The sequence below is a fragment of the Streptococcus fryi genome (assembly GCF_053206505.1).
Genome location: NZ_JBRUGW010000025.1, coordinates 1 through 22,521, shown reverse-complemented (window position 1 = coordinate 22,521; position 22,521 = coordinate 1). Strand labels below are relative to the sequence as shown.

Here is a 22,521-nt window from a genome sequence, read left to right as displayed (position 1 = left end):
ACGGATAAAATCCTTTAATGCTGTCCAGAGAGGCAGTCAAGGAGATCAAATAAAAACAGAGCATCTTTTTTAATGCTTTTATTTAAGTGACTCTCCTTGGCGACAAGGGGAGTTTTTCGTTTATGAACTGGGCAACCAGTAATTAAAAAAAGGAGTTTTGTTAATGAAGACAAAAGAAATTGTTGATGAGTTAACAATGAAACGTGCGATTACTCGCATTACTTATGAGATTATTGAGCGTAATAAATCACTTGATAATCTTGTATTAGCTGGTATTAAGACACGGGGTGTTTATATTGCTAGACGCATTCAGGAGCGCCTAAAGCAGCTTGAAGGAATAGATATTCCGGTTGGTGAGCTTGACACAAAACCGTTCAGAGATGATATCAAAGTAGAAGAAGATACTAGCACGATGCCAGTGGATATCACTGATAAAGATATTATCTTAGTTGATGATGTTCTCTACACTGGCCGTACCATTAGAGCTGCCATTGATAACTTGGTGAGTTTGGGTCGTCCAGCTAGAGTAGGACTGGCTGTCTTAGTAGATAGAGGTCATAGAGAATTACCTATTAGAGCAGATTATGTCGGCAAAAATATTCCGACTAGTTCGATGGAAGAAATCGTTGTTGAAATGGTGGAAGTTGATGGACAAGATAGGGTAATCCTATCAGCACCATAGCTAATTTTGTTTAGTCTTTTTGTTCGAATCATTCATGGCATAATCCTAATCAAACAGATGAATCTCGTTAAGGTTTCTGTTTTAGTTAGTGCTTGATTTAGCAGATGTTATAAGCACAGTTGTTATCACTATATTGTTTCTTAAATGTTAGGTTTTCCCATAAGAGATGGGTAGAAAAGGATATCAAACATGATCACAGATGGTATGGTTTCACTTAAACACTTGGTGACAATGGAGACTCTTTCTAATGAAGAAGTTCTAGGTTTAATTTCAAGAGGCATTGATTTTAAAAAAGGAGACGTTGAGTTTTCTTTAGATAGACAGTACTTTGCATCGAATCTCTTTTTTGAGTCATCAACACGTACCCATAAATCCTTTGAGGTGGCTGAGAAAAAATTGGGGTTGGAAGTGATCGAATTTGATGCGAAGACAAGTTCGGTTAATAAGGGAGAAACCCTGTACGATACCATTTTAACCATGAGTGCCTTAGGTGTTGACATCTGCGTTATCCGTCATTCTGAAGTTGATTACTACAAAGATTTGATTGATAGCCGTACTATTCAAACGTCTATTGTTAACGGTGGTGATGGTTCGGGACAGCACCCAAGTCAGTGTTTGCTTGATTTGATGACGATTTATGAAGAATTTGGTTATTTTGATGGTTTAAATATCGCTATTAGTGGTGATATTACTCATTCGCGAGTGGCTAAGTCAAATATGCAAGTGCTCAAACGTCTAGGAGCTAACTTGTATTTTACAGGTCCAGAAGAATGGTATTCTAGCGAGTTTGATGTTTATGGCACGCATGTTGCCATTGATGATGTGATTGAACAATTAGATGTTTTGATGTTGCTTCGCGTACAGCATGAACGTCATGATGGCGAGGGAGCTTTTTCAAAAGAAACTTATCATGTTAATTACGGCTTAACAACAGAACGTTATCAACGTTTGCATGACAATAGCATTGTCATGCACCCTGCCCCAGTCAATCGTGATGTGGAAATTGATGATAGTCTTGTTGAAGCATCTAAATCACGCATTGTTCGCCAAATGCAAAATGGTGTTTATGTTCGTATGGCTATTATCGAAGCTATTCTGAGAGGAAAAGTTTAAATAATAGATACGTTAAGAAGTAAGGAGGGGATATGGCAAAACGGTTACTGATTTTAGAAAATGGTACGGTGTTTGAAGGAACAGCGATTGGAGCAGAGCTTGATGTGACAGGAGAATTAGTTTTCAACACCGGTATGACAGGTTATCAGGAAGCAATCACAGACCAATCGTATAATGGTCAAATTTTGACCTTCACCTATCCTCTAGTTGGTAATTATGGTATCAACCGAGATGATTATGAAAGTATTATCCCAACCTGTAAGGGAGTGGTTGTCAGTGAGGCTGCAAGACGTCCAAGTAACTGGCGTTCTCAAATGTCCTTAGATGATTTTCTAAAAGCCAAAAAAATACCTGGAATAGCTGGTATTGATACGAGAGCTTTGACGAAAATGATTCGTCAATTTGGTACAATGAAGGCTTCGCTATCTAATCCAGGTGATAGCTTGAAGCATTTAACTGATCAATTAAAAGCAACTGTTTTACCCTTTAATAATGTTGAGCAAGTATCAACAAAAACAGCTTATCCAGCACCCGATATTGGCAAAACGATTGTCGTCGTTGACTTTGGCTTAAAGCATTCTATTTTGAGAGAGTTATCTAGGAGACATTGTAACATCATGGTTGTTCCTTATAACACGACTGCAGAAACGATATTAGGGCTTAATCCAGATGGTGTTTTATTATCCAATGGACCAGGTAATCCAGAAGATGTCCCAGAAGCACTTGATATGATTAGACAAATTCAGGGACTTATTCCTATTTTTGGAATTTGCCTAGGTCATCAGCTTTTTAGCCTAGCTAATGGTGCTAAAACCTATAAATTGAGGTTTGGACATCGAGGATTTAACCATGCTGTTAGAGAAATTGCAAGTGGTCGCATTGATTTCACTAGTCAAAATCATGGCTATGCTGTTAGCCGAGAAGCTTTTCCAGATTGTTTGTTGGTTACGCATGAAGAGATTAATGATAAGTCTATTGAAGGAGTAAAGCATAGACATTTTCCAGCATTTTCAGTTCAATATCACCCAGATGCTGCACCTGGACCACATGATGCATCCTATCTCTTTGATGATTTTTTAGAGATGATTGATATGTTTCAAAAGGGTCGTTACGACATTTAGCAATAATGACATAGGAAAAGAGGAAACATGCCAAGACGTACAGATATAACGAAAATAATGGTTATTGGCTCAGGTCCAATTATTATCGGACAAGCTGCAGAGTTTGATTATGCAGGCACGCAAGCCTGCCTCGCTTTAAAAGAAGAAGGTTATGAGGTTGTATTAGTCAATTCCAATCCTGCTACTATTATGACAGATAAAGAAATTGCAGATAAGGTCTATATTGAGCCAATTACTTTAGAATTTGTGACACGCATTTTGCGTCAAGAAAGACCTGATGCCTTATTACCAACACTCGGTGGGCAAACAGGGCTTAATATGGCGATGGCTTTATCCAAAGCAGGAATATTGGATGATTTAGGAATTGAATTATTAGGTACAAAATTATCAGCGATTGATAGAGCAGAGGATAGAGATTTATTCAAGCAGTTGATGCTGGAGCTTGATGAGCCTATTCCAGAATCGACAATTGTCAGCACTGTTCATGAAGCACTCAATTTTGCAGAGACAATCGGCTATCCAGTCATTGTGAGACCAGCTTTTACCTTAGGTGGAACTGGAGGAGGTATTTGCCATAATGATGAACAACTTAAAGAAGTAGCATCTAATGGTTTGAAGCGTTCACCAGTGACACAATGTTTAATCGAACGTTCTATTTCAGGATTTAAAGAAATTGAGTACGAGGTTATACGTGATTCAGCAGATAATGCTTTAGTGGTGTGCAATATGGAAAACTTTGACCCTGTTGGTATCCATACAGGTGATTCGATTGTCTTTGCACCATCACAGACCTTATCCGATGTTGAAAACCAAATGCTACGTGACGCGAGTTTAAAAATCATTAGAGCCTTAAAAATTGAGGGTGGTTGTAATGTTCAGCTAGCCCTTGACCCCAATAGCTTTGACTATTATGTCATTGAAGTCAATCCGCGCGTGTCTCGATCATCGGCTCTGGCTTCAAAAGCAACAGGCTATCCAATTGCCAAAATTGCAGCCAAAATTGCTGTAGGTCTAACGCTTGATGAGATGGTTAATCCGGTTACCGGTGCTACTTATGCTATGTTTGAGCCGGCCTTAGACTATGTTGTGGCTAAACTGCCGCGCTTTCCTTTTGATAAATTTGAAAAAGGAGAGCGACTTCTAGGAACACAGATGAAAGCTACCGGAGAGGTTATGGCTATTGGTCGTAATATAGAAGAAAGTCTGCTTAAAGCTTGTCGTTCCTTAGAGATCGGTGTTTATCATAATGAGTTGAAAGAGTTAAATCAGTTGTCTGATGACCAATTACTGCATCATGTTGTTAAGGCACAAGATGACCGTTTATTCTATGTTTCAGAAGCTATTAGGCGTGGATTTAGCATTGAAGAACTAGCTGAACTGACCAAAATAGATCTTTTCTTTTTGGATAAGCTACTTCATATTGTTGAGATTGAAACAGAATTAAGAGAGAAAATCGGTGACGAGTCACTGTTAAGAAAAGCCAAACAATATGGCTTTGCTGATGCTAAAATTGCTGATTTATGGCAACAAACCATAGAAGAGGTTAGAGAACAGCGACTATCCTATGGTATTATCCCAACCTATAAAATGGTAGATACTTGCGCGGCAGAGTTTGAAAGTAGCACCCCATATTTTTATTCAACTTATGCTTGGGAAAATGAATCCATCCAATCTGAGAAAGAATCTGTTCTGGTACTTGGTTCAGGACCAATTCGAATCGGGCAAGGGGTTGAATTTGACTATGCTACAGTCCATTCAGTCAAAGCTATTCAAGCAGCAGGTTACGAAGCTATTATTATGAACTCAAATCCAGAGACTGTATCAACAGATTTCTCCATATCAGATAAGCTCTACTTTGAACCCTTAACTGTTGAGGATGTTATGAACGTCATCGACTTGGAAAAACCTAAGGGGGTTATAGTTCAATTTGGTGGACAAACCGCTATTAATTTGGCTGAACCATTAGCCAAATCAGGTGTTAGAATATTAGGAACACAACTAGTGGATGTTGATAGGGCCGAGGACCGTAAACTATTTGAAGAGACACTTAAAGCATTGAATATTCCTCAACCTAAAGGAAAAACAGTTACTACAGAAGATCAGGCAGTTGAAGCAGCTAGAGAAATAGGTTTTCCGGTTTTAGTTCGTCCTTCTTATGTTTTAGGGGGTCGTGCCATGGAAATTGTTGAAAACGAAGCTGACTTAAGATCTTATATGGCTACAGCTGTTAAGGCAAGTCCGGAGCATCCTGTTTTGATTGATTCTTATATTGTAGGACGTGAGTGTGAGGTAGATGCTATTTCTGACGGTGAGATTGTCTTGATTCCTGGTATTATGGAGCATATTGAGCGATCAGGTGTTCACTCAGGAGATTCAATGGCTGTTTACCCACCGCAACATCTCTCGCAGCAGGTCAAAGACACCATCACTGATTATACGAAACGCTTGGCAATTGGTTTGAATTGTATAGGGATGATGAACATTCAATTTGTCATCAAAGATGAAGAAGTGTTTGTGATTGAAGTCAATCCTAGGGCAAGTCGCACGGTTCCATTTCTATCTAAAGTAACAGGTATTCCGATGACACAAGTCGCGACACAAGTTATGTTGGGGCATAACTTAGCTGAACTTGGTTATGAGGAAGGTTTATATCCCGAATCAGATAAAGTCCATGTTAAAGCTCCTGTTTTTTCTTTTACTAAGTTAGCTAAAGTAGACAGTTTACTTGGTCCAGAGATGAAATCAACAGGAGAAGTTATGGGGACCGATTTATCGCTTGAGAAAGCCTTATATAAGGCTTTTGAAGCGAGTTATCTGCATTTGCCAGATTTTGGAAATATTGTCTTTACCATTTCAGATGATAGCAAGCAGGAAGCTTTGGCTCTTGCTAGACGGTTTGATAATATTGGTTATCAGATTTATGCAACAAGTGGTACTGCAGACTATTTTGAAGGTAATGGTTTAAGAGTTATTAGAGTTGACAAAATAGGTGATAGTACCGAATGCTCTATTCCTCATTTAGTGAAACAGGGGCATATTCAAGCGATTGTGAACACAGTAGGGTATAAGCGTACAGCAGATGAAGATGGACAGGTGATTAGAAGTTCTGCTATCGAAAAAGGTATTCCTTTATTAACATCTCTAGACACAGCAAGAGCGATGTTAAGTGTTTTGGAAAGTCGTTGCTTTAGAATTGATAGTCTCTAAGAGATTAGAAGCTTGAGAGTTACTTTCAAGCTTTTTTGAATACATTAGTTTTAAAAATAGCCTATTACGATTGATTTATTCTAATGACAATGAAGAATTTTGTAGCTTATTATGAGTTTGATGAGTAGCAGATAAATAAAAAATAAAAATTTTCAAAAAACACTTGAATATTCTGAAAATTTTTGATTTAATAATGCTATTACTAACTTACACATGATTAGTGTCTAGTAAAAGATTACTGTTTCTAGGGGGAAAAGAAATGAAGCAACATCGTTTTTCATTAAGAAAGCATAAATTAGGTGTTTTATCTGTCGTGGTTGGTACGGTTATCTTTCTTGGTCAGGGAAGTGCTTATGCTAATGATTTATCAGCGACAACTTTGACTAATGCGATTAGTACAGAATTAAGTTCACCAAAGTCAGATAGTGTATCAGAAGTTGTAGAAGACACAGATGTTCTTTCCGTAGAGGTAGTTTCTGATGTAGCTAATCATTCTGTAACAGAGTCAGTCTCCGTTGAAGCCAGTTCAACTGGTGAGCCTACTGCTGTAGCAACACCGACAAGCCTTAGCAGTAATGATATTGTTACTGTAGCGCCTGTTTGGGAAAAAGGTTACAAGGGTGAAGGCATGCTAGTGGCTGTCATTGACTCAGGTATTGACATTGAGCATGATGTGCTTCGTATATCTGATGTCACAACAGCTAAATACCGCTCCGAAGAAGAGATGGAAGCTGCTAAAGCTGCTGCTGGAATCAATTATGGTAAATGGTACAATAATAAGGTTGTTTTTGGTTATAATTATCTTGATTCTAATACCGAACTTAAAGAAGAAGACGAAGATTCACATGGCATGCACGTGACAGGTATCGCTGCGGGTAATCCATCAAAAGTGGATAGTACTGGCGAACGTATCTACGGTGTTGCACCTGAAGCACAAGTGATGTTTATGCGTGTCTTTGTGGACCGTAGTAAGACTACTGATACACCATTATACGCACGAGCTATTGAGGATGCAGTCAAACTAGGTGCAGATAGTATTAACCTCAGTCTAGGGTCAGCAACAGGCTCTCTCGTGAATGAAAGCCCTGCTGTCGTTGAAGCAATAGAAAAGGCACGTCGTGCAGGTGTCACAGTTGTTATTGCTGCAGGAAACGATGGTGCTTTTGGTTCAGAATATGCTAATCCATCAGCTGCTAATCCAGATTACGGACTGGTAGGTTCTCCATCTGTAGCTAAGGATGCTATTTCTGTAGCGTCATTCAATAATAGCAAATTAGCTGTCAAGGTCTTGGATATTGTCGGAGCAGAAAATATTGCTGAACTTGATTATGGCAAGACGAGCTTTACTCTACCAGGTACTCGTGACGTCGAATTTGATAAAGATAAGGAATACGAATACCTTTATGCAGGACTTGGTAAAGCTGAAGATGTTGAAAACCTAGACTTGACTGGTAAAGTGGCCCTTATCCGCCGTGGTGAAATTACCTTTACTGAAAAAATCACCAACGCCTTGAACAAGGGTGCTATCGGTGCAGTCATCTTTAACAACCGTGAAGATGGTGATGACCTCGTCATGAGTTTGGAAGGTGATGCTGTTAAAATTCCGTCAGTCTTTATCCCAATGACTGTCGGTGAAGCGCTCAGCACAGCTAGTTACAAGCTTCACTTTAATGACCGTACAGTCCTCAAGGACAACCCAAATGCTAATCAATTATCAGACTTTACAAGCTGGGGCTTGACCACAGATGGCGAATTAAAACCTGACGTTGCAGCTCCTGGTGGTGCGATTTACTCATCAATTAACAATGATAAGTATGCAAGCATGAATGGTACAAGTATGGCATCACCACATGTGGCAGGTATTGCACTCTTGGTGAAACAGCATTTAATCAAAACCTATCCAGATAAGTCTCCAGCTGAAATTGAAGCTTTAGTGAAACATCTCATCATGAGTACGGCTAAACCTCACTTGAATGTAGAAACAAATGCTTACACGTCACCACGTCAACAAGGTGCAGGTATTGCAGATACTAAGGCAGCTATTAGCACTAGTCTTTACTTGACAGGTGCAGATGATTACAGTAGCGTGAGTTTGGGTAATGTGAAAGATACCTTTAGCTTTGATGTTTTGGTTCATAACTTCGGCAATACCGATTACACATTGACCTATGAAACAGTCGTCAATACAGATGGTGTTGCAGATGGTAAGATGACACTTCTTCCAAGACACCTCACGACACATGTTGGTAAAGACCTTTTGGTGAAGGCAAATAGCACTGAGAAAATTACTGTTACTGTTGATGCTTCAGCTTTCAGTAAAGAATTAACCGAACTCATGCCAAATGGTTATTTCCTAGAAGGCTTTGTGCGTTTCTTGGATAAGTCAAGTAAGGACGAAGTGGTGAGTATGCCTTATGTTGGTTTCAAAGGTGCCTTCCAAAACCTGACAGTTATCGAAGTTCCAATTTATGATATTATCAAAGAAGGAAAAAATGGCTTTTATTTTGAAGGTGACAAAGAGAAACAAGAAATACCAAAAGACGCAGCCTATACGGGTCTTGTAACATCTACAAAAACCTCTCATCAGGAGAATAATGCAGATACGTCTATTATCGCAGTCGGCAGTCACGAGACAGAAGACGGTACATTTGTTCTCATGCCTAAATCGGATGGTGGAGTTGTTCTTGCAGTATCGCCAAACAACGATAATTACCGAGATAGCTTAGGCTTCAAAGGTGTCTTCTTACGTAATTTCGATGACTTAGTAGCAACAGTCTATGCTAAAGATGATGTTGAGCATAAAAATCCGTTATGGCAAAGTGAACCAAAATCAGGCTTAAAAAATTATTATTCAGGTCGTGAGACTAATCCTAAATCAAGTATTATTTTTGCTTCTGAGTGGGATGGTACAGATAAAGACGGTAATCTCTTAGATGATGGCGAGTATGCCTACGTGGTTACTTATTACCCAATGGTTCCTGGAGCTGATATGCAAACAATGGCGTTTGACGTTATTTTGGATAGAGAAGCACCAGCTATCACGACTGCTAGCTACAATAAGGACAATAGACACTTTATACCACGTCCAGTCACAGAGACAGGTTCTGGTGTGCTACGCGAGCGTTTGGTATATACTGTGCCAGCCGGTACGTTAGAAGATGGTACTGAGTATCCAGAATATCTAGCTTATATTGAAAAAGATGAGCATGGTCATTTTGTTATCCCAGAAGAACTCGAATTGAAGGATTTGACTTACCTTGTTGAAGACCACGCTGGTAACAGAAGTGAGATGTCAGTTGAAGAACTTGCTCAAGTTGGCAATGATTCGGGTCGGGTTTTTGTAAAATTAGTTAATCAGGAAACAAATGAATCATCAGGCTATACCTTTGCTTATGCTGTTCGTGATGATAAAGGTCAGTTAGTTGATGGTATTGACAAATCAAAAGATTACATAGCTCTTCCATTTGGGACCTATACTGTTGACCTTGTCTTGTATGATAAAGATAACAGTCGTCTAGTAGGAGAGGCTAGCCAAGTTGTTACCGTTTCTGAAAAAGAAAGTATCCAAACAGTAAGCTTTGCTGTTACAGCTATTGATTATGCATCATTGACAGTTGATTTTGATAAAGATCTCCCTTCAGGAACACAAGTGGCTGTGGTAGATGAGAATGGTAATACGATCCTGTTACCTGCAGAAAAATATTCTCAGTCAGATTTTGGCAAACAAGTACCTGTTGGTCACTATAATATCGCTGTGACATTAGCAGAAGGCTATGAGTTTTATGAGGATGATTTGAGTGTTGATGTAGTTGAGAAGAAACGTAATGTTAAGCGTTTGACACTCATTAACAAAAACGCACTAAAAGAGCTTTTTGCTCAACAAGAAGATGTTAAAGCATCTGCTCAATACTATAATGCTACTACGTCAAGTCGTACTTCTTACGACAGTATGTTGGATGCTGTGAAAGAAGCACTTGCAGGCAAGCGGATGCAGGTTGAACTTGATGCTTTGGTTGAAGGATTAAAACAAGCTCAAGCCAAACTTGATGGTAAGGAAACGGATGCAACTGCTCTGCTAGCAGCTTTGGATCAACAAAATGAAGTACGTGACATGGCTATTTACTACAATGCTAGTCGCCCTAATCAACAAGCCTACGATGCAGCTATTCGTGCTGGAAACTTGGGACGGGATAGTAAAACACAGGCCGAAGTTGATGAGTTATTAGCTCAATTAGTAGCAGCTCAAAGAGGACTTGACGGTCAAGCAACAAACACAAATGACTTGAAAGCAGCTGTTGAAGAAGGTTTAGCCTTAAAAGAGAATAGTGATCGTTATCAATACGCTTCTGAAAAAGTAAAAGAAGACTATGATAAGGCACTTGGTCAAGCAAAAACCTTGCTAGAAACAGTGAAGTTGACCCAAGACGAGGTTAATCTAGCGCTGCAAAATCTCAAGGTAGCTCAAGAAGCACTTGATGGTCAAGCTCCAGTCTTGCCTGTACCAAGTACAGAGCTAAGTCAGTCATTACCATCAACAAAAGATGATAAGAAGACAACTCATTTTGTCACAAGTTTATCTAATGCATTGGTAACTGGTCAAGAGTTTGTTGAAGATATAGAAGTTGCACCTGTATCACCCGATTTACCTACTGCACTTGGTCAGCAAGAGAGATTTGCTAAAGAGGAGGTAATGTCTGAAGCAAAACAAGCCCATTCAGAACATACTTTACCAAAAACAGGAGATATTTCAGCTTTAGCTACAACCTTACTTGGTATGATGAGTACGTGGATAGCCCTTGTCATGACAAAAAGTCGTCGTAAAAACTAATCCTATCGTCAAAAAGGATAAAATCAGTAATAGAACTGTTCAAAGATGTATCTGATTGATGAGGTTATTAAATGCCTATATAACAATAAACACTGCGGTTATCCGCAGTGTTTATTGTTATGACAATTCATTTGAGGTATATTTATATATTTGTCTTAAAGGTATCTCCGTGTTGGATATCACCGTATTTGTACCCTCTATCAAACCATTCTTGGCGTTGTTCGGAACTACCGTGTGTAAAGCTGTCAGGAACCGAATGCCCGTAAGCCTCTTCTTGCAGCGTATCATCGCCAACAGCGTGAGCTGCATCCATAGCCTCTTTAATATCTCCAGAGTCAAGTAGACCTTGTCCATCGACATACTTAGCCCAAGCTCCTGCATAATAATCAGCTTGTAGTTCAAGACGTACATTGAGAGCATTAGCTTCTTTTTCAGATTTTCCACGACGAGCCATAGCGTATTCTTGCATTGTTCCTAGTTCATTTTGAACATGATGGCCGACTTCGTGAGCAATAACATAAGCCATAGCGAAGTCTCCAGAAGCTTTATAGCGTGTTGATAGCTCCTTGTAGAAGCTTGTATCAATGTATATTTTTTTATCAGCAGAACAATAGAAAGGACCGGCTTGAGCTGAGCCTAAACCACAAGCTGTTGAGGTTTGGTCGTTGTAGAAGACCATTGTGGGTGCTTCGTAGTGTAGCCCGTTTTTTGCAAATTCTTGTGTCCAGAAGTCTTCTGTACTAGCCAGAACTTTGCTCATGAACTCACCGTCGGAATCAGAAACATCAGCACCGTTTGAATTGATTTGAGCTGATTGGTAATTGTTTGGTGTTGTTGAACCTGTTAAAAGTCCACCAATCCCAGACATACCACCAAAAAGCAACATACCGATGAGAAGCAGTATTCTTCCTTTCCATCCCAGCCTAGACAAGAGAAGACTGAAAATGAGATTTCCAGCAGATGAAGAGCCTCCGAAAGAAGACCTACTAGTATTGTAAGACGGAGATGTTCGTTGACCTCGTCTGTCCTCGATATGTTTACTTTCACGTAAGTTATCAGTTTTCATAAAAACTCCTTAATTAAATGATGACTGTGACATCTATTATTATAAACTAAAATACCCTAAAAGGTCTAAGATTTGTTTAAAACTCCCACATCAACTCTGACAGATGACCATCATAAAGACTTTTGTTATAATAAACAATATGAAAAATATTGAAACCGTATATAAAGACCATGCTGAGATGCCTTATTTGGCACCAGAGTATATTGAGGAATTGTTGACAAAACCGATTGCGGAACGGCAAATGATTCGAACTAAAGAAGGTTTGTTACCTGGTCACATTATCATGTTGTGGCGAATACAATTTGGTACCTATCGGACAGATACCCCTCATCATAAATATTTTGCAACGACTTATGGTATCAATGCTCAGATAGAATTAGAATGGCTCATTCAAGAAGGATATGTTGCTGTAGAATCAGCAGCTGCCTCAATTAAGCATTTGTCTAGTTCTGTCTTGAAACATTTTTTAAAACAAAAAGAGGTCAAAGGATTGTCTAAAATGAAACGTCAGGATATTGACCAAGCCATTTATCAGCATTTCACTGAGTCTGAATTAGCTGACTTATTTGACCTACGAGGATATGAGTTATTAGCGAAAGGACGTGATGTGTTAGCGAAATATCCTGATATTGTTGATAAACATCCGCAGAAAAAATTCTAGTCTCGAGGCAAAGAATCTATATTTATGATATAATAGTAAGAAATAGTTAAGCACTTTTGCAATACAGAGGAGAAAACATGGAAATTGTACGTGAACAAGAATTTGTTAATCAGTATCACTATAATGCTCGCAACTATGAGTGGGAAAAAGAAAATGGCACACCTGAAACAAAAGTAGAGGTTAAGTTTCAACTTAATAACAAAGACGAGGAAAAACAGGTTACCAGTATCGTCTCTATTTTAAAATTTATGATTGTCCGTGATGAATTTGTTATCAACGGCTTTATGTCGCAACTTAACCATATTCAAGGGCGTATTGTTAATGAACCAAGTGAACTTTCACAAGAAGAAGTAGAATCTTTAGCAGCTCCTTTATTAGATACCTTGAAGCGCATGACTTACGAGGTGACTGAAATTGCTTTGGATAGACAAGGCATTACTTTGGAGTTCTAATATGAAATTAGCGATTGTGACCGATTCATCTGCTTTTTTGACAGATGATATTAGAAAACAAGTCCATGTTTTAGATATTCCTGTCACGTTTGGTGGAGAGACTTTTTTTGAAGGTAAAAATTTAACCCTTGATGATTTTTATGCTTATATGGCAACATCCGAGGAGTTACCCAAGACTAGTCAGCCGAGCTTGGCTGCGTTCGATGAGTTATTGACAAGGTTTGAAGAAGAACATTATACCCATGTCATTGGTCTGTTCTTGTCGAGTGGTATTTCAGGTTTTTATCAAAGCATTCAGTATCTGATTGAGGAACATCCTCAGTTGACGGTGGCTATTCCAGATTCTAAGATTACTAGTGCCCCACTTGGCACGATGATTGCTAGTCTTTTACGTTGGGCAGAGCAAGGAGACTCTTTTGAAACCTTGTTAGATAAATTAGAGCAACAAATTGCATTAACAACGGCTTTTATCTTAGTTGATGATTTAAACCACTTGGTTAAAGGTGGCCGCTTGTCTAATGGTTCAGCATTATTGGGGAATTTGTTGTCTATCAAGCCGATTCTGCATTTTGATAAAGACGGTGTCATAAAAGTCTTCAGTAAAATCAGAACGGAAAAGAAAGCTATGTTGAACTTAGTCGATCTCGCTAAAGAAATTGCTGATGGTCAGCCATTTGCTATTTCTGTGATACACAGTAATGCCCATGACAAAGCGACACGCTTGTATGATATGCTTGTCCCTCATTTCTCATCGGAGCAATTAACCATTGTACCATTTAATTGTGTCATTGCGACACACTTGGGTGAGGGAGCCGTAGCCTTGGGCTTAACCAAAATTATTGAATAAATGTGTCATACCATTTCTTTGTACATGGCATGACCTTAGTTTGGACATAAGATGAAATTATTTGATATGCCTTCTGAATTTCAGAAGGCTTTACCCGTATTAGAAAAGATAAAACATGCAGGCTTTGAAGCCTATTTTGTTGGTGGCAGTGTCAGAGATGCCTTGCTCAATCGTCCAATTCATGATGTTGATATTGCTACATCGTCTTATCCTGAGGAAACCAAGTCTATTTTTGCTCGTACGGTTGATGTTGGTATTGAGCATGGTACAGTATTAGTTCTTGAAGAAGACGATGAGTATGAAGTGACGACTTTTAGGACAGAAGATGTCTATGTCGATTTTCGCCGACCAAGTAGTGTTTCCTTTGTAAGATCTCTTGAAGAGGATTTAAAGCGCCGTGACTTTACGGTCAACGCTTTTGCTTTGAATGAAGATTCAGAGGTTATTGATTTGTTCAATGGTCTAAGTGATTTAGATAATCAACTTTTGAGGGCCGTTGGTCGAGCAGAGGAACGTTTTAATGAGGATGCCCTTAGGATTATGCGTGGCTTACGTTTTGCCTCGACCTTAAATTTTGCGATTGAGCCAGAAACCTTTGAAGCCATGCGTACCCATGCGCCCTTACTTGAGAAAATTTCAATTGAGCGTTCTTTTATTGAGTTGGATAAACTTTTAATGGCGCCTTGGTGGCAAAAAGGCTTTAAGTACTTTTTAGAGTCTCATGCTTACCGATATTTACCAGATTTGAAAGAGAAAGAATCAGAATTAGAGGACTTACTGCGATTATTTAAGGATGATTGGACATTTACAACCTCAGAACAGGCTTGGGCTGCTTTAATGATTTCTTTGAATAGTAAAGACGTTCGTGCTTTTTTGAAAAAGTGGAAAACCTCTGTTGTGTTTCAAAAAAACGTGGAACAACTCGTAACTATTTTCCGATTTAGAGAAGACCGCCCTATTAGCAAACGTGATGTCTACCAATATGGAGCACACCTGATTACCTTGGCAGAAGAACTGCGTCAGGCAGCTAATCTATCAACGGATTTTTCGCGTATTAGTGAGTTAGATAAGGCTTTGACTATTCACGACAAGCACGAAATTGTGATTAATGGTGGCGATCTCATTAAAACATTTGGGCTAAAACCTGGACCTTATTTGGGTGAGCTATTAGATGTTATCGAAGAAGAGATTGTAGAGGGCAGATTAGCCAATGATAGAGAGGAAATCTGTTATTTTATCAAAAGGAAATTATAAGGGATTAGGATAAACGAATGAGTGATTTTTTAGTTGAAGGATTGACTAAGACCGTAGGAGATAAGACGGTATTTAGGGACGTGTCATTTATTATTCATGAGGAAGATCGTATTGGTATCATTGGTGTTAATGGAACAGGTAAAACGACATTATTGGATGTTTTATCTGGACAGCTAGGTTTTGATGGTGATGTATCACCTTTTTCCAGTAAGTCTGATTATCAAATAGCTTATCTCACACAGGAACCTCAATTTAATGATAAGGCTTCTGTGTTGGACACTGTTTTGTCATCTGATGTTCGAGAAGTTCAGTTGATTAGAGAGTATGAGCAAATTATGGCAGCCTATTCTGAAGAAAGCCAATCAAGGCTAGAAAAAGTTATGGCGGAGATGGATGCTCTTGATGCTTGGTCAATCGAGAGTGAGATAAAAACAGTGCTTTCCAAGTTAGGTATTACAGATTTAACGGCACTGGTAGGCAATCTTTCAGGAGGTTTACGCCGACGTGTTCAATTGGCTCAAGTCCTACTCTCAAATAGCGACTTGCTCTTATTAGATGAGCCGACCAACCACTTGGATATCGATACTATTGCCTGGTTGACCAATTACCTCAAATCTAGTAAAAAAACAGTTCTCTTCATCACCCATGACCGTTATTTCTTGGATAATGTCTCTACGCGTATCTTCGAATTGGCAAATGCTGGACTAACAGAATATCAAGGTAACTATCAAGATTATGTCAGGTTAAAGGCAGAACAAGATGAGCGTGATGCGGCAACTATGCACAAAAAGAAGCAGTTGTTCAAACAAGAATTGGCATGGATGAGGACACAGCCCCAAGCCAGAGCGACCAAGCAACAGGCGCGTATTAACCGATTTAATGACTTGAAAAAAGAGGTTAGTCAGAGCATTGATAATAGTCAAATGGATATGCAATTTGAGACGGCTCGTATTGGTAAGAAAGTCCTATCCTTTGAGAATGTTGATTTTTCTTATGGAGATAAGCCGATTTTACAAGGCTTTAACCTTTTGATTCAAAATAAAGATAGGATTGGGATTGTCGGCGACAATGGTGTTGGAAAATCAACTTTGCTACATTTAATCGCAGGTGATTTGGAAGCGACATCAGGAGAAATTTCCGTTGGTGAGACGGTTCGTATTGCTCATTTTTCGCAGCAGTTGACGGATATGGATCCGAACAAGCGTTTGATCACCTATCTGCAAGAAGTGGCTGATGAGGTCAAGACTAAGCATGGTCCGACAAGTATTAGTGAATTGTTGGAGCAATTCCTTTTCCCGCGTTCAAGTCATGGTGCCTTGATTGGTAAATTATCAGGAGGTGAAAAAAAACGCCTCTACCTTTTGAAATTATTGATTGAAAAACCCAATGTCCTCTTACTAGATGAGCCAACCAATGATCTAGATATTGCCACCTTGACTGTTTTGGAGCAATTCTTGCAAGGTTTCTCAGGACCAGTCATCACGGTGAGTCATGACCGTTATTTCTTGGATAAGGTTGCTAATAAAATCCTAGCGTTTGAAAATGGAACTATCAAAACATTCTTCGGGAATTATACGGATTATTTGGATGAAAAAGCCTTTATAGCAGAAACTCATCAAGCAAGTGTTAAGGATGATAAGCCTAAGGCAATCAAAGAAAAAACAGTCAAAAATCGGATGTCCTATGCTGAAAAACAAGAATGGGCAACGATTGAAGATGACATTGCCAAGATTGAGGAGACGATTGCTGAGATTGAAGCCAGCATGCAAGAGCAAGCTAGCGACTACGGTCAATTAGCTGTTTTACAAAGAGACTTAGATGCTCAAAATGCCTTGCTCTTAGAAAAATATGACCGCTATGAGTATCTGAGTGAATTGGATAGCTAGTTTTTGTGAGGTCATACCATCATGACAGCAATATAGAGCTTTGTTCAGTAAGATTCTAAAAATAGTCAGAGTTTGTGTCCATATCTTAGCTTACTCTGTAGCAGATTTATTGGTAGCTTCTTTTTATCCTGCACTCCAATATTTGATTATACACTACAGCGTGTGGTGATTGACAGATAGGAATTGACGATAGTTTAGAATGAATTAAGAAAGGAATATCATGAGATTGATCTGGTCTTATTTAAAGAAAAATCCACGTTGGCTGGTGCTTAATTTGTTAGCAGCCTTCCTATATGGTGTATCTATTTTAGGTTTACCGACGATTTTAGCTAAAATGATTGATGAAGGCATTCGTCCTAATCAGCATCAGGTACTATATTTTTGGGCGTGGGTGATGTTTGTCATCGTCCTCTTGGGGATAGTAGGGCGTGTTTTATTATCTTACGCTTCTAGTAAGCTAACCACCACCATGATTCAAGATATGCGAAACGATATGTACGACAAGATACAGGAGTATTCGCATCAGGAATACGAGCAAATTGGAGTATCATCTTTGGTAACACGATTAACTAGTGATGCCTACGTTCTGATGCAATTTGCTGAACAAGCCTTGCGTATGGGTGTTGTAACACCTTTAGTCCTGGTATCCAGTGTTGTTATGATTTTAATGACAAGTCCCTCACTAGCTTGGATAGTGGCTGTATCAATTCCTTTTTTAGCTCTGGTTGTAGCTTATGTCGCCTTGAAAACCAAACCTTTATCAGAAGCTCAGCAAAAACGCCTGGACAAGATTAACCAATATGTGCGTGAGAATTTAACAGGTCTTCGTGTGATTAGGGCATTTGCTCGTGAGGATTTCCAAGAAGAACGCTTTAATGTTCAAAATGACGCTTATGCGGACACATCAAAACGTCTGTTTAAGCTGACTGCCTTGACAGAACCACTATTTGTTCAAATCATTATTGCAATGATTATTGCGATTGTTTGGTTTGTCCTACCTCCTTTATCGCGTGGTGATTTGCAAATTGGAGACATGGTGGCCTTTATTGAGTATGCTTTCCATGCCTTGTTCTCATTTTTATTGCTGTCAAACCTCTTTACCATGTATCCCAAAATGGCAGTATCTAGCCATCGTATTCACGAAGTTATGGCTATGCCTATTTCGATTAACCCAAATGAGAATGGTATCACAGAGACGGAAACAAAAGGCTATTTGGAGTTTGACAATGTGACCTTTGCTTACCCAGGTGAGACGGAAAATCCAGTCTTACATAATATTTCATTTAAGACAAGACCGGGTGAAACGATTGCTTTTATTGGCTCAACAGGTTCTGGGAAATCGTCACTTGTCAGTTTAATCCCAAGATTTTATGATGTGATTTTAGGTCGGATTTTGGTAGATGGTGTTGACGTGAGGGATTATAACCTCAAAGCTCTTCGTGCTAAGATTGGCTTTATCCCACAAAAAGCGCTTCTTTTCACAGGGACTATTGGTGAAAACCTCAAGTATGGTAAAGAAGATGCTAGTTATGAAGAGCTTCATCAGGCTGCCGATGTCTCTCAAGCCAAAGATTTTATCGAAAGTCGTGATGATGCTTTTGAGACTCTTCTTGCTGAAGGCGGTAGTAACTTGTCAGGAGGACAAAAACAACGTTTATCCATTGCTAGAGCAGTTGTCAAAAAACCAGATATCTATATCTTTGATGATTCCTTTTCAGCACTTGACTATAAAACAGATGCTGAATTACGTCGTCGATTGAAAGAAGTAACTAAAGATGCTACAGTCTTGATTGTGGCACAGCGTGTTGGCACTATAATGGATGCTGATCAAATTATTGTCCTTGATCAAGGTGAAATTGTAGCGAGAGGACGTCATGAGGAGCTAATGGCAACTAATGATATCTATCGTGAAATAGCCAACTCTCAATTGAATAATCGCTCATTAACGGAGGAGGAATAAGATGTCAGAAAATGTTTTTAAACGGACCTGGTCCTACTTGAAACGTTATAGAGGAGCGGTTTTCTTAGCTATTTTATTAAAAACAATTAGCTCTTTGGCTAGTGTCTTAGAACCCTTTGTTTTGGGATTGGTGATTACAGAATTAACGCAAAATTTATTGGACATGGCTAGAGGATTAGCAGGTGCCTCAATCAATACTACAAAGATTTTCTGGTTACTGGTGTTATACGGTGTCAGAGCCTTGTTTTATGAATTTGGGTCTTACGGTGCCAACTATTTCATGACCAACGCAGTTCAGCAGTCTGTCAAGGACTTGAGAAGTGATCTTAGCCGAAAAATCAATCGCATGCCTGTTAGTTATTTTGACAAACATCAATTTGGAGACATGTTAGGTCGCTTTACTAGCGATGTTGATACGGTCTCAAATGCCTTGCAACAAAGTTTTCTTCAGGTTGTCAATGCTGTTTTAACGCTCACTATGGTTATTGGTATGGTACTTTACCTCAATGCTCAACTCGCGATAATAGTTTTAATCAGTATTCCTATCACCTATTATAGTGCGAGATATATTGCTCGCATATCAGATCCTTACTTTAAGACACAAGCTAAGGTTCTTGGCGATATGAATGGTTTTGTTCAGGAAAATTTAACTGGCTTTAACATTCTGAAACTGTATGGTCGTGAAGAAGCATCAACACGCCAATTTAGAGAAATTACAGCAACCTTGCAAAAAGCTGGTTTCAATGCCATATTTGTATCTGGGTTAATGATGCCTGTTTTACATGCTATTTCTGATTTAACCTATTTGACTGTTGCTGTTTTTGGTGGTTTGCAAGTTATGGCAGGTACTTTAACAATTGGTAATATGCAAGCATTCGTGCAATATGTTTGGCAACTTGGCCAACCCATTCAAACCTTGACACAACTAGCTGGAATGATACAGAGCGCCAAATCGTCATTAGGTCGTATTTTTGAGGTCTTGGATGAAGTTGAAGAAAGTTCCGATGCTAGTTATCAATTAGAAACTGATTTGACAGGTCAAGTAAGTTTTAAAGATGTTTCATTCCAGTACGTTGAGGATAAGCCTTTGATTAAGCAATTTAATCTTGAGGTAAATCCAGGAGAAATGATTGCCATTGTCGGTCCGACTGGTGCTGGTAAGACAACTTTAATTAACTTGTTAATGCGTTTTTATGATGTTACTAATGGTTCTATTACGGTTGATGGTCATAATATTCGTGACTTATCTCGCCAAGATTATCGCCGTCAATTTGGGATGGTCTTGCAAGATGCTTGGCTTTATGAAGCCAGTATCAAAGACAATCTAAGATTTGGTCGTTTAGATGCGACTGACGAAGAAATTGTCGAGGCGGCTAAAGCTGCTAATGTTGACCACTTTATCCGTACACTACCAGGTGGTTACAATATGGAAATGAATCAAGAGTCAAGTAATATTTCTCTTGGTCAAAAGCAGTTATTAACGATTGCTCGTGCGCTCCTAGCCAATCCCAAGATTCTCATTCTTGATGAGGCGACATCTTCTGTGGATACGCGTTTGGAATTACTGATTCAAAAAGCCATGAAACGTTTGATTAAGGGGCGAACAAGCTTTGTTATTGCCCATCGCTTATCAACCATTCAAGAAGCGGATAAGATTTTAGTACTTAAAGATGGTCAAATCATCGAGCAAGGCAATCATCAGTCCTTGTTGGCTGATAAAGGATTTTACTATGATTTATATCAAAGCCAATTTGCTAAAAATGAAGTGACTACCTAAACAGAATTGGGACGGAGTATTAGAGTTCTTAGGTTTAAAGAAAAGCAATCAAAATCATTGACAAGAATATTCTGACAATTTATAATTAAGACTTAATAAAAGTCTGAAAGACTGTTTTGAGTGAAGCAGTTATTGGAGGTAAAATGATGACTGGTAAAGAATATGTAGCATATGTGTTTGAAAAGGTGAAATCTGATAATCGCCATGAAACAGAGTTTCTCCAAGCTGTCGAGGAAGTATTTGAGTCATTGATTCCTGTTTTTGATAAATATCCCAAATATATGGCAGAAAATATCCTTGAGCGCTTGGTTGAACCAGAACGTATTGTATCTTTCCGAGTGCCTTGGGTTGATGATAAAGGTCAAGTTCAGGTTAATAAAGGCTATCGCGTACAGTTTTCATCGGCAATTGGCCCTTACAAAGGAGGGCTGCGCTTTCACCCCACTGTCAATCAGTCTATTATCAAGTTTTTAGGATTTGAACAGATTTTCAAAAATTCATTGACAGGTTTGCCAATTGGTGGTGGTAAAGGTGGTTCAAACTTTGATCCTAAAGGTAAGTCAGACATGGAAGTCATGCGATTTACTCAAAGTTTTATGACAGAATTGCAAAAACATATTGGTCCTGATCAAGATGTTCCAGCAGGAGATATTGGTGTCGGTGCCCGTGAAATTGGTTATCTATTTGGACAGTATAAACGTTTGAACAATTATGAAAATGGTGTCTTGACTGGTAAGGGACTGACTTATGGCGGATCGCTTGGACGTACAGAAGCGACTGGTTATGGTGTTGTCTACTTTGCCCAACAAATGTTATCATCAAAAAGTGAGAATTTTGAAGGCAAGACAGCAATTGTTTCTGGTTCAGGTAATGTTGCCATTTATGCAATCGAAAAACTCCAGAGTTTAGGTGCTAAAGTACTTGCCTGTTCGGACTCATCTGGCTTCATCTATGATGAAAATGGCATCAATCTTGATACTTTAAAACAGCTTAAAGAAGTTGAGCGTGAGCGTATTGTGGCGTATACCAAGCATCACCCGCATGCCACATTCACTCCAGCAGGTAAGGAAACGATTTGGACAGTTAAGGCTGACTTAGCCTTCCCTTGTGCCACTCAAAATGAGCTAAGCAAGTCAGATGCAGAAACACTTGTTGCAAATGGGGTGATAGCAGTTGCAGAAGGAGCAAATATGCCTTCAACCCTTGAGGCTATAGATGTCTTCTTGGAAGCAGGAGTTGCCTTTGGACCAGCAAAAGCAGCCAATGCAGGTGGTGTGGCAGTATCAGCACTAGAGATGTCCCAAAATAGCATGCGTCTATCTTGGAGTTTTGAGGAAGTGGATGAAAAATTATATGAGATTATGTCGTCTATTTATCAAAATGCTTCAAAAGCAGCAGAAGAATTTGGAGCTCCAGGCAACCTAGTTGTCGGAGCCAACATTGCAGGTTTCTTGAAAGTCGCTGAAGCTATGTCAGCGCAAGGCATTGTATAATAACTTGAGATATTGATTATATCAGTCGCGTAGAACCCCATTTAAAAAGGCTCTTTGTCAACTGTAGTGGGTAGATGAAAAGCTAACATCTGGAGAGAATCAGATTGGTTCTCTCCTTTTTGATGTTCAAGGCAATCAAAATCCTTCTTTTAAAGTTGTCAAAGTTTCGGAATC

14 protein-coding genes are annotated in these 22,521 nt (G+C 39.1%); 13 read left to right on the top strand and 1 reads right to left on the bottom strand.

The features are described 5' to 3' along the window. Nucleotides 1–163 precede the first annotated feature (163 nt). From pyrR to ACVRZH_RS07375, 5 genes are all read left to right on the top strand, one after another. Nucleotides 164–682: a bifunctional pyr operon transcriptional regulator/uracil phosphoribosyltransferase PyrR gene (pyrR, locus tag ACVRZH_RS07395; RefSeq protein ID WP_447454658.1), complete on the top strand. Its 519-nt coding sequence runs from the start codon at nucleotides 164–166 to the stop codon at nucleotides 680–682. Nucleotides 683–871: 189 nt separating this feature from the next. Further along, nucleotides 872–1,795 (top strand): aspartate carbamoyltransferase catalytic subunit, encoded by a 924-nt coding sequence (locus tag ACVRZH_RS07390; protein WP_447454657.1) that lies wholly within the window; start codon nucleotides 872–874, stop codon nucleotides 1,793–1,795. A gap of 32 nt (nucleotides 1,796–1,827) precedes the next feature. Then, nucleotides 1,828–2,916: a carbamoyl phosphate synthase small subunit gene (locus ACVRZH_RS07385; protein WP_447454656.1), complete on the top strand. Its 1,089-nt coding sequence runs from the start codon at nucleotides 1,828–1,830 to the stop codon at nucleotides 2,914–2,916. 27 nt (nucleotides 2,917–2,943) lie between these two features. Beyond that, nucleotides 2,944–6,123, top strand: coding sequence for a carbamoyl-phosphate synthase large subunit (gene carB, locus ACVRZH_RS07380; RefSeq protein ID WP_447454655.1), 3,180 nt, complete (start codon nucleotides 2,944–2,946; stop codon nucleotides 6,121–6,123). 259 nt (nucleotides 6,124–6,382) lie between these two features. Beyond that, on the top strand, nucleotides 6,383–10,951 hold the full coding sequence (locus ACVRZH_RS07375) for a S8 family serine peptidase (protein WP_447454654.1): 4,569 nt from the start codon (nucleotides 6,383–6,385) through the stop codon (nucleotides 10,949–10,951). 142 nt (nucleotides 10,952–11,093) lie between these two features. Here ACVRZH_RS07375 and ypfJ read toward each other — a convergent pair whose 3' ends face one another. Continuing rightward, a complete protein-coding gene (ypfJ, locus tag ACVRZH_RS07370; RefSeq protein ID WP_447454653.1) occupies nucleotides 11,094–12,017 on the bottom strand; it encodes a KPN_02809 family neutral zinc metallopeptidase in 924 nt (307 codons plus the stop codon). A 139-nt stretch (nucleotides 12,018–12,156) separates the two neighbouring features. Here ypfJ and ACVRZH_RS07365 point away from each other — a divergent pair, with 139 nt between their 5' ends. The 8 genes from ACVRZH_RS07365 (at nucleotide 12,157) to gdhA (ending at nucleotide 22,347) form a co-directional block, all read left to right on the top strand. Next, a complete protein-coding gene (locus ACVRZH_RS07365) occupies nucleotides 12,157–12,678 on the top strand; it encodes a hypothetical protein (RefSeq protein WP_447454652.1) in 522 nt (173 codons plus the stop codon). Nucleotides 12,679–12,755: 77 nt separating this feature from the next. Next, complete coding sequence (locus tag ACVRZH_RS07360) at nucleotides 12,756–13,130, top strand: DUF1149 family protein (RefSeq protein WP_447454651.1); 375 nt, start codon at nucleotides 12,756–12,758, stop codon at nucleotides 13,128–13,130. A 1-nt stretch (nucleotide 13,131) separates the two neighbouring features. Beyond that, nucleotides 13,132–13,977, top strand: coding sequence for a DegV family protein (locus tag ACVRZH_RS07355; RefSeq protein WP_447454650.1), 846 nt, complete (start codon nucleotides 13,132–13,134; stop codon nucleotides 13,975–13,977). Nucleotides 13,978–14,028: 51 nt separating this feature from the next. Next, entirely contained in the window at nucleotides 14,029–15,231 is a 1,203-nt protein-coding gene (locus ACVRZH_RS07350; RefSeq protein WP_447454649.1) for a CCA tRNA nucleotidyltransferase, read from the top strand. Between the two features lie 17 nt (nucleotides 15,232–15,248). Further along, a complete protein-coding gene (locus ACVRZH_RS07345; protein WP_447454648.1) occupies nucleotides 15,249–17,117 on the top strand; it encodes an ABC-F family ATP-binding cassette domain-containing protein in 1,869 nt (622 codons plus the stop codon). 220 nt (nucleotides 17,118–17,337) lie between these two features. Continuing rightward, nucleotides 17,338–19,077, top strand: a complete 1,740-nt coding sequence (locus ACVRZH_RS07340) for an ABC transporter ATP-binding protein (RefSeq protein WP_447454647.1) — start codon at nucleotides 17,338–17,340, stop codon at nucleotides 19,075–19,077. A 1-nt stretch (nucleotide 19,078) separates the two neighbouring features. After that, complete coding sequence (locus tag ACVRZH_RS07335; RefSeq protein WP_447454646.1) at nucleotides 19,079–20,854, top strand: ABC transporter ATP-binding protein; 1,776 nt, start codon at nucleotides 19,079–19,081, stop codon at nucleotides 20,852–20,854. A 143-nt stretch (nucleotides 20,855–20,997) separates the two neighbouring features. Further along, a complete protein-coding gene (gene gdhA / locus ACVRZH_RS07330) occupies nucleotides 20,998–22,347 on the top strand; it encodes an NADP-specific glutamate dehydrogenase (RefSeq protein WP_447454645.1) in 1,350 nt (449 codons plus the stop codon). Nucleotides 22,348–22,521: the final 174 nt, after the last annotated feature.

Bases quoted from the DNA above. Each gene is read 5' to 3' on its own strand.
- pyrR (WP_447454658.1), top strand. From the start codon at position 164: ATGAAGACAAAAGAAATTGTTGATGAGTTAACAATGAAACGTGCGATT.
- ACVRZH_RS07390 (WP_447454657.1), top strand. From the start codon at position 872: ATGATCACAGATGGTATGGTTTCACTTAAACACTTGGTGACAATGGAG.
- ACVRZH_RS07385 (WP_447454656.1), top strand. From the start codon at position 1,828: ATGGCAAAACGGTTACTGATTTTAGAAAATGGTACGGTGTTTGAAGGA.
- carB (WP_447454655.1), top strand. From the start codon at position 2,944: ATGCCAAGACGTACAGATATAACGAAAATAATGGTTATTGGCTCAGGT.
- ACVRZH_RS07375 (WP_447454654.1), top strand. From the start codon at position 6,383: ATGAAGCAACATCGTTTTTCATTAAGAAAGCATAAATTAGGTGTTTTA.
- ypfJ (WP_447454653.1), bottom strand. From the start codon at position 12,017: ATGAAAACTGATAACTTACGTGAAAGTAAACATATCGAGGACAGACGA.
- ACVRZH_RS07365 (WP_447454652.1), top strand. From the start codon at position 12,157: ATGAAAAATATTGAAACCGTATATAAAGACCATGCTGAGATGCCTTAT.
- ACVRZH_RS07360 (WP_447454651.1), top strand. From the start codon at position 12,756: ATGGAAATTGTACGTGAACAAGAATTTGTTAATCAGTATCACTATAAT.
- ACVRZH_RS07355 (WP_447454650.1), top strand. From the start codon at position 13,132: ATGAAATTAGCGATTGTGACCGATTCATCTGCTTTTTTGACAGATGAT.
- ACVRZH_RS07350 (WP_447454649.1), top strand. From the start codon at position 14,029: ATGAAATTATTTGATATGCCTTCTGAATTTCAGAAGGCTTTACCCGTA.
- ACVRZH_RS07345 (WP_447454648.1), top strand. From the start codon at position 15,249: ATGAGTGATTTTTTAGTTGAAGGATTGACTAAGACCGTAGGAGATAAG.
- ACVRZH_RS07340 (WP_447454647.1), top strand. From the start codon at position 17,338: ATGAGATTGATCTGGTCTTATTTAAAGAAAAATCCACGTTGGCTGGTG.
- ACVRZH_RS07335 (WP_447454646.1), top strand. From the start codon at position 19,079: ATGTCAGAAAATGTTTTTAAACGGACCTGGTCCTACTTGAAACGTTAT.
- gdhA (WP_447454645.1), top strand. From the start codon at position 20,998: ATGATGACTGGTAAAGAATATGTAGCATATGTGTTTGAAAAGGTGAAA.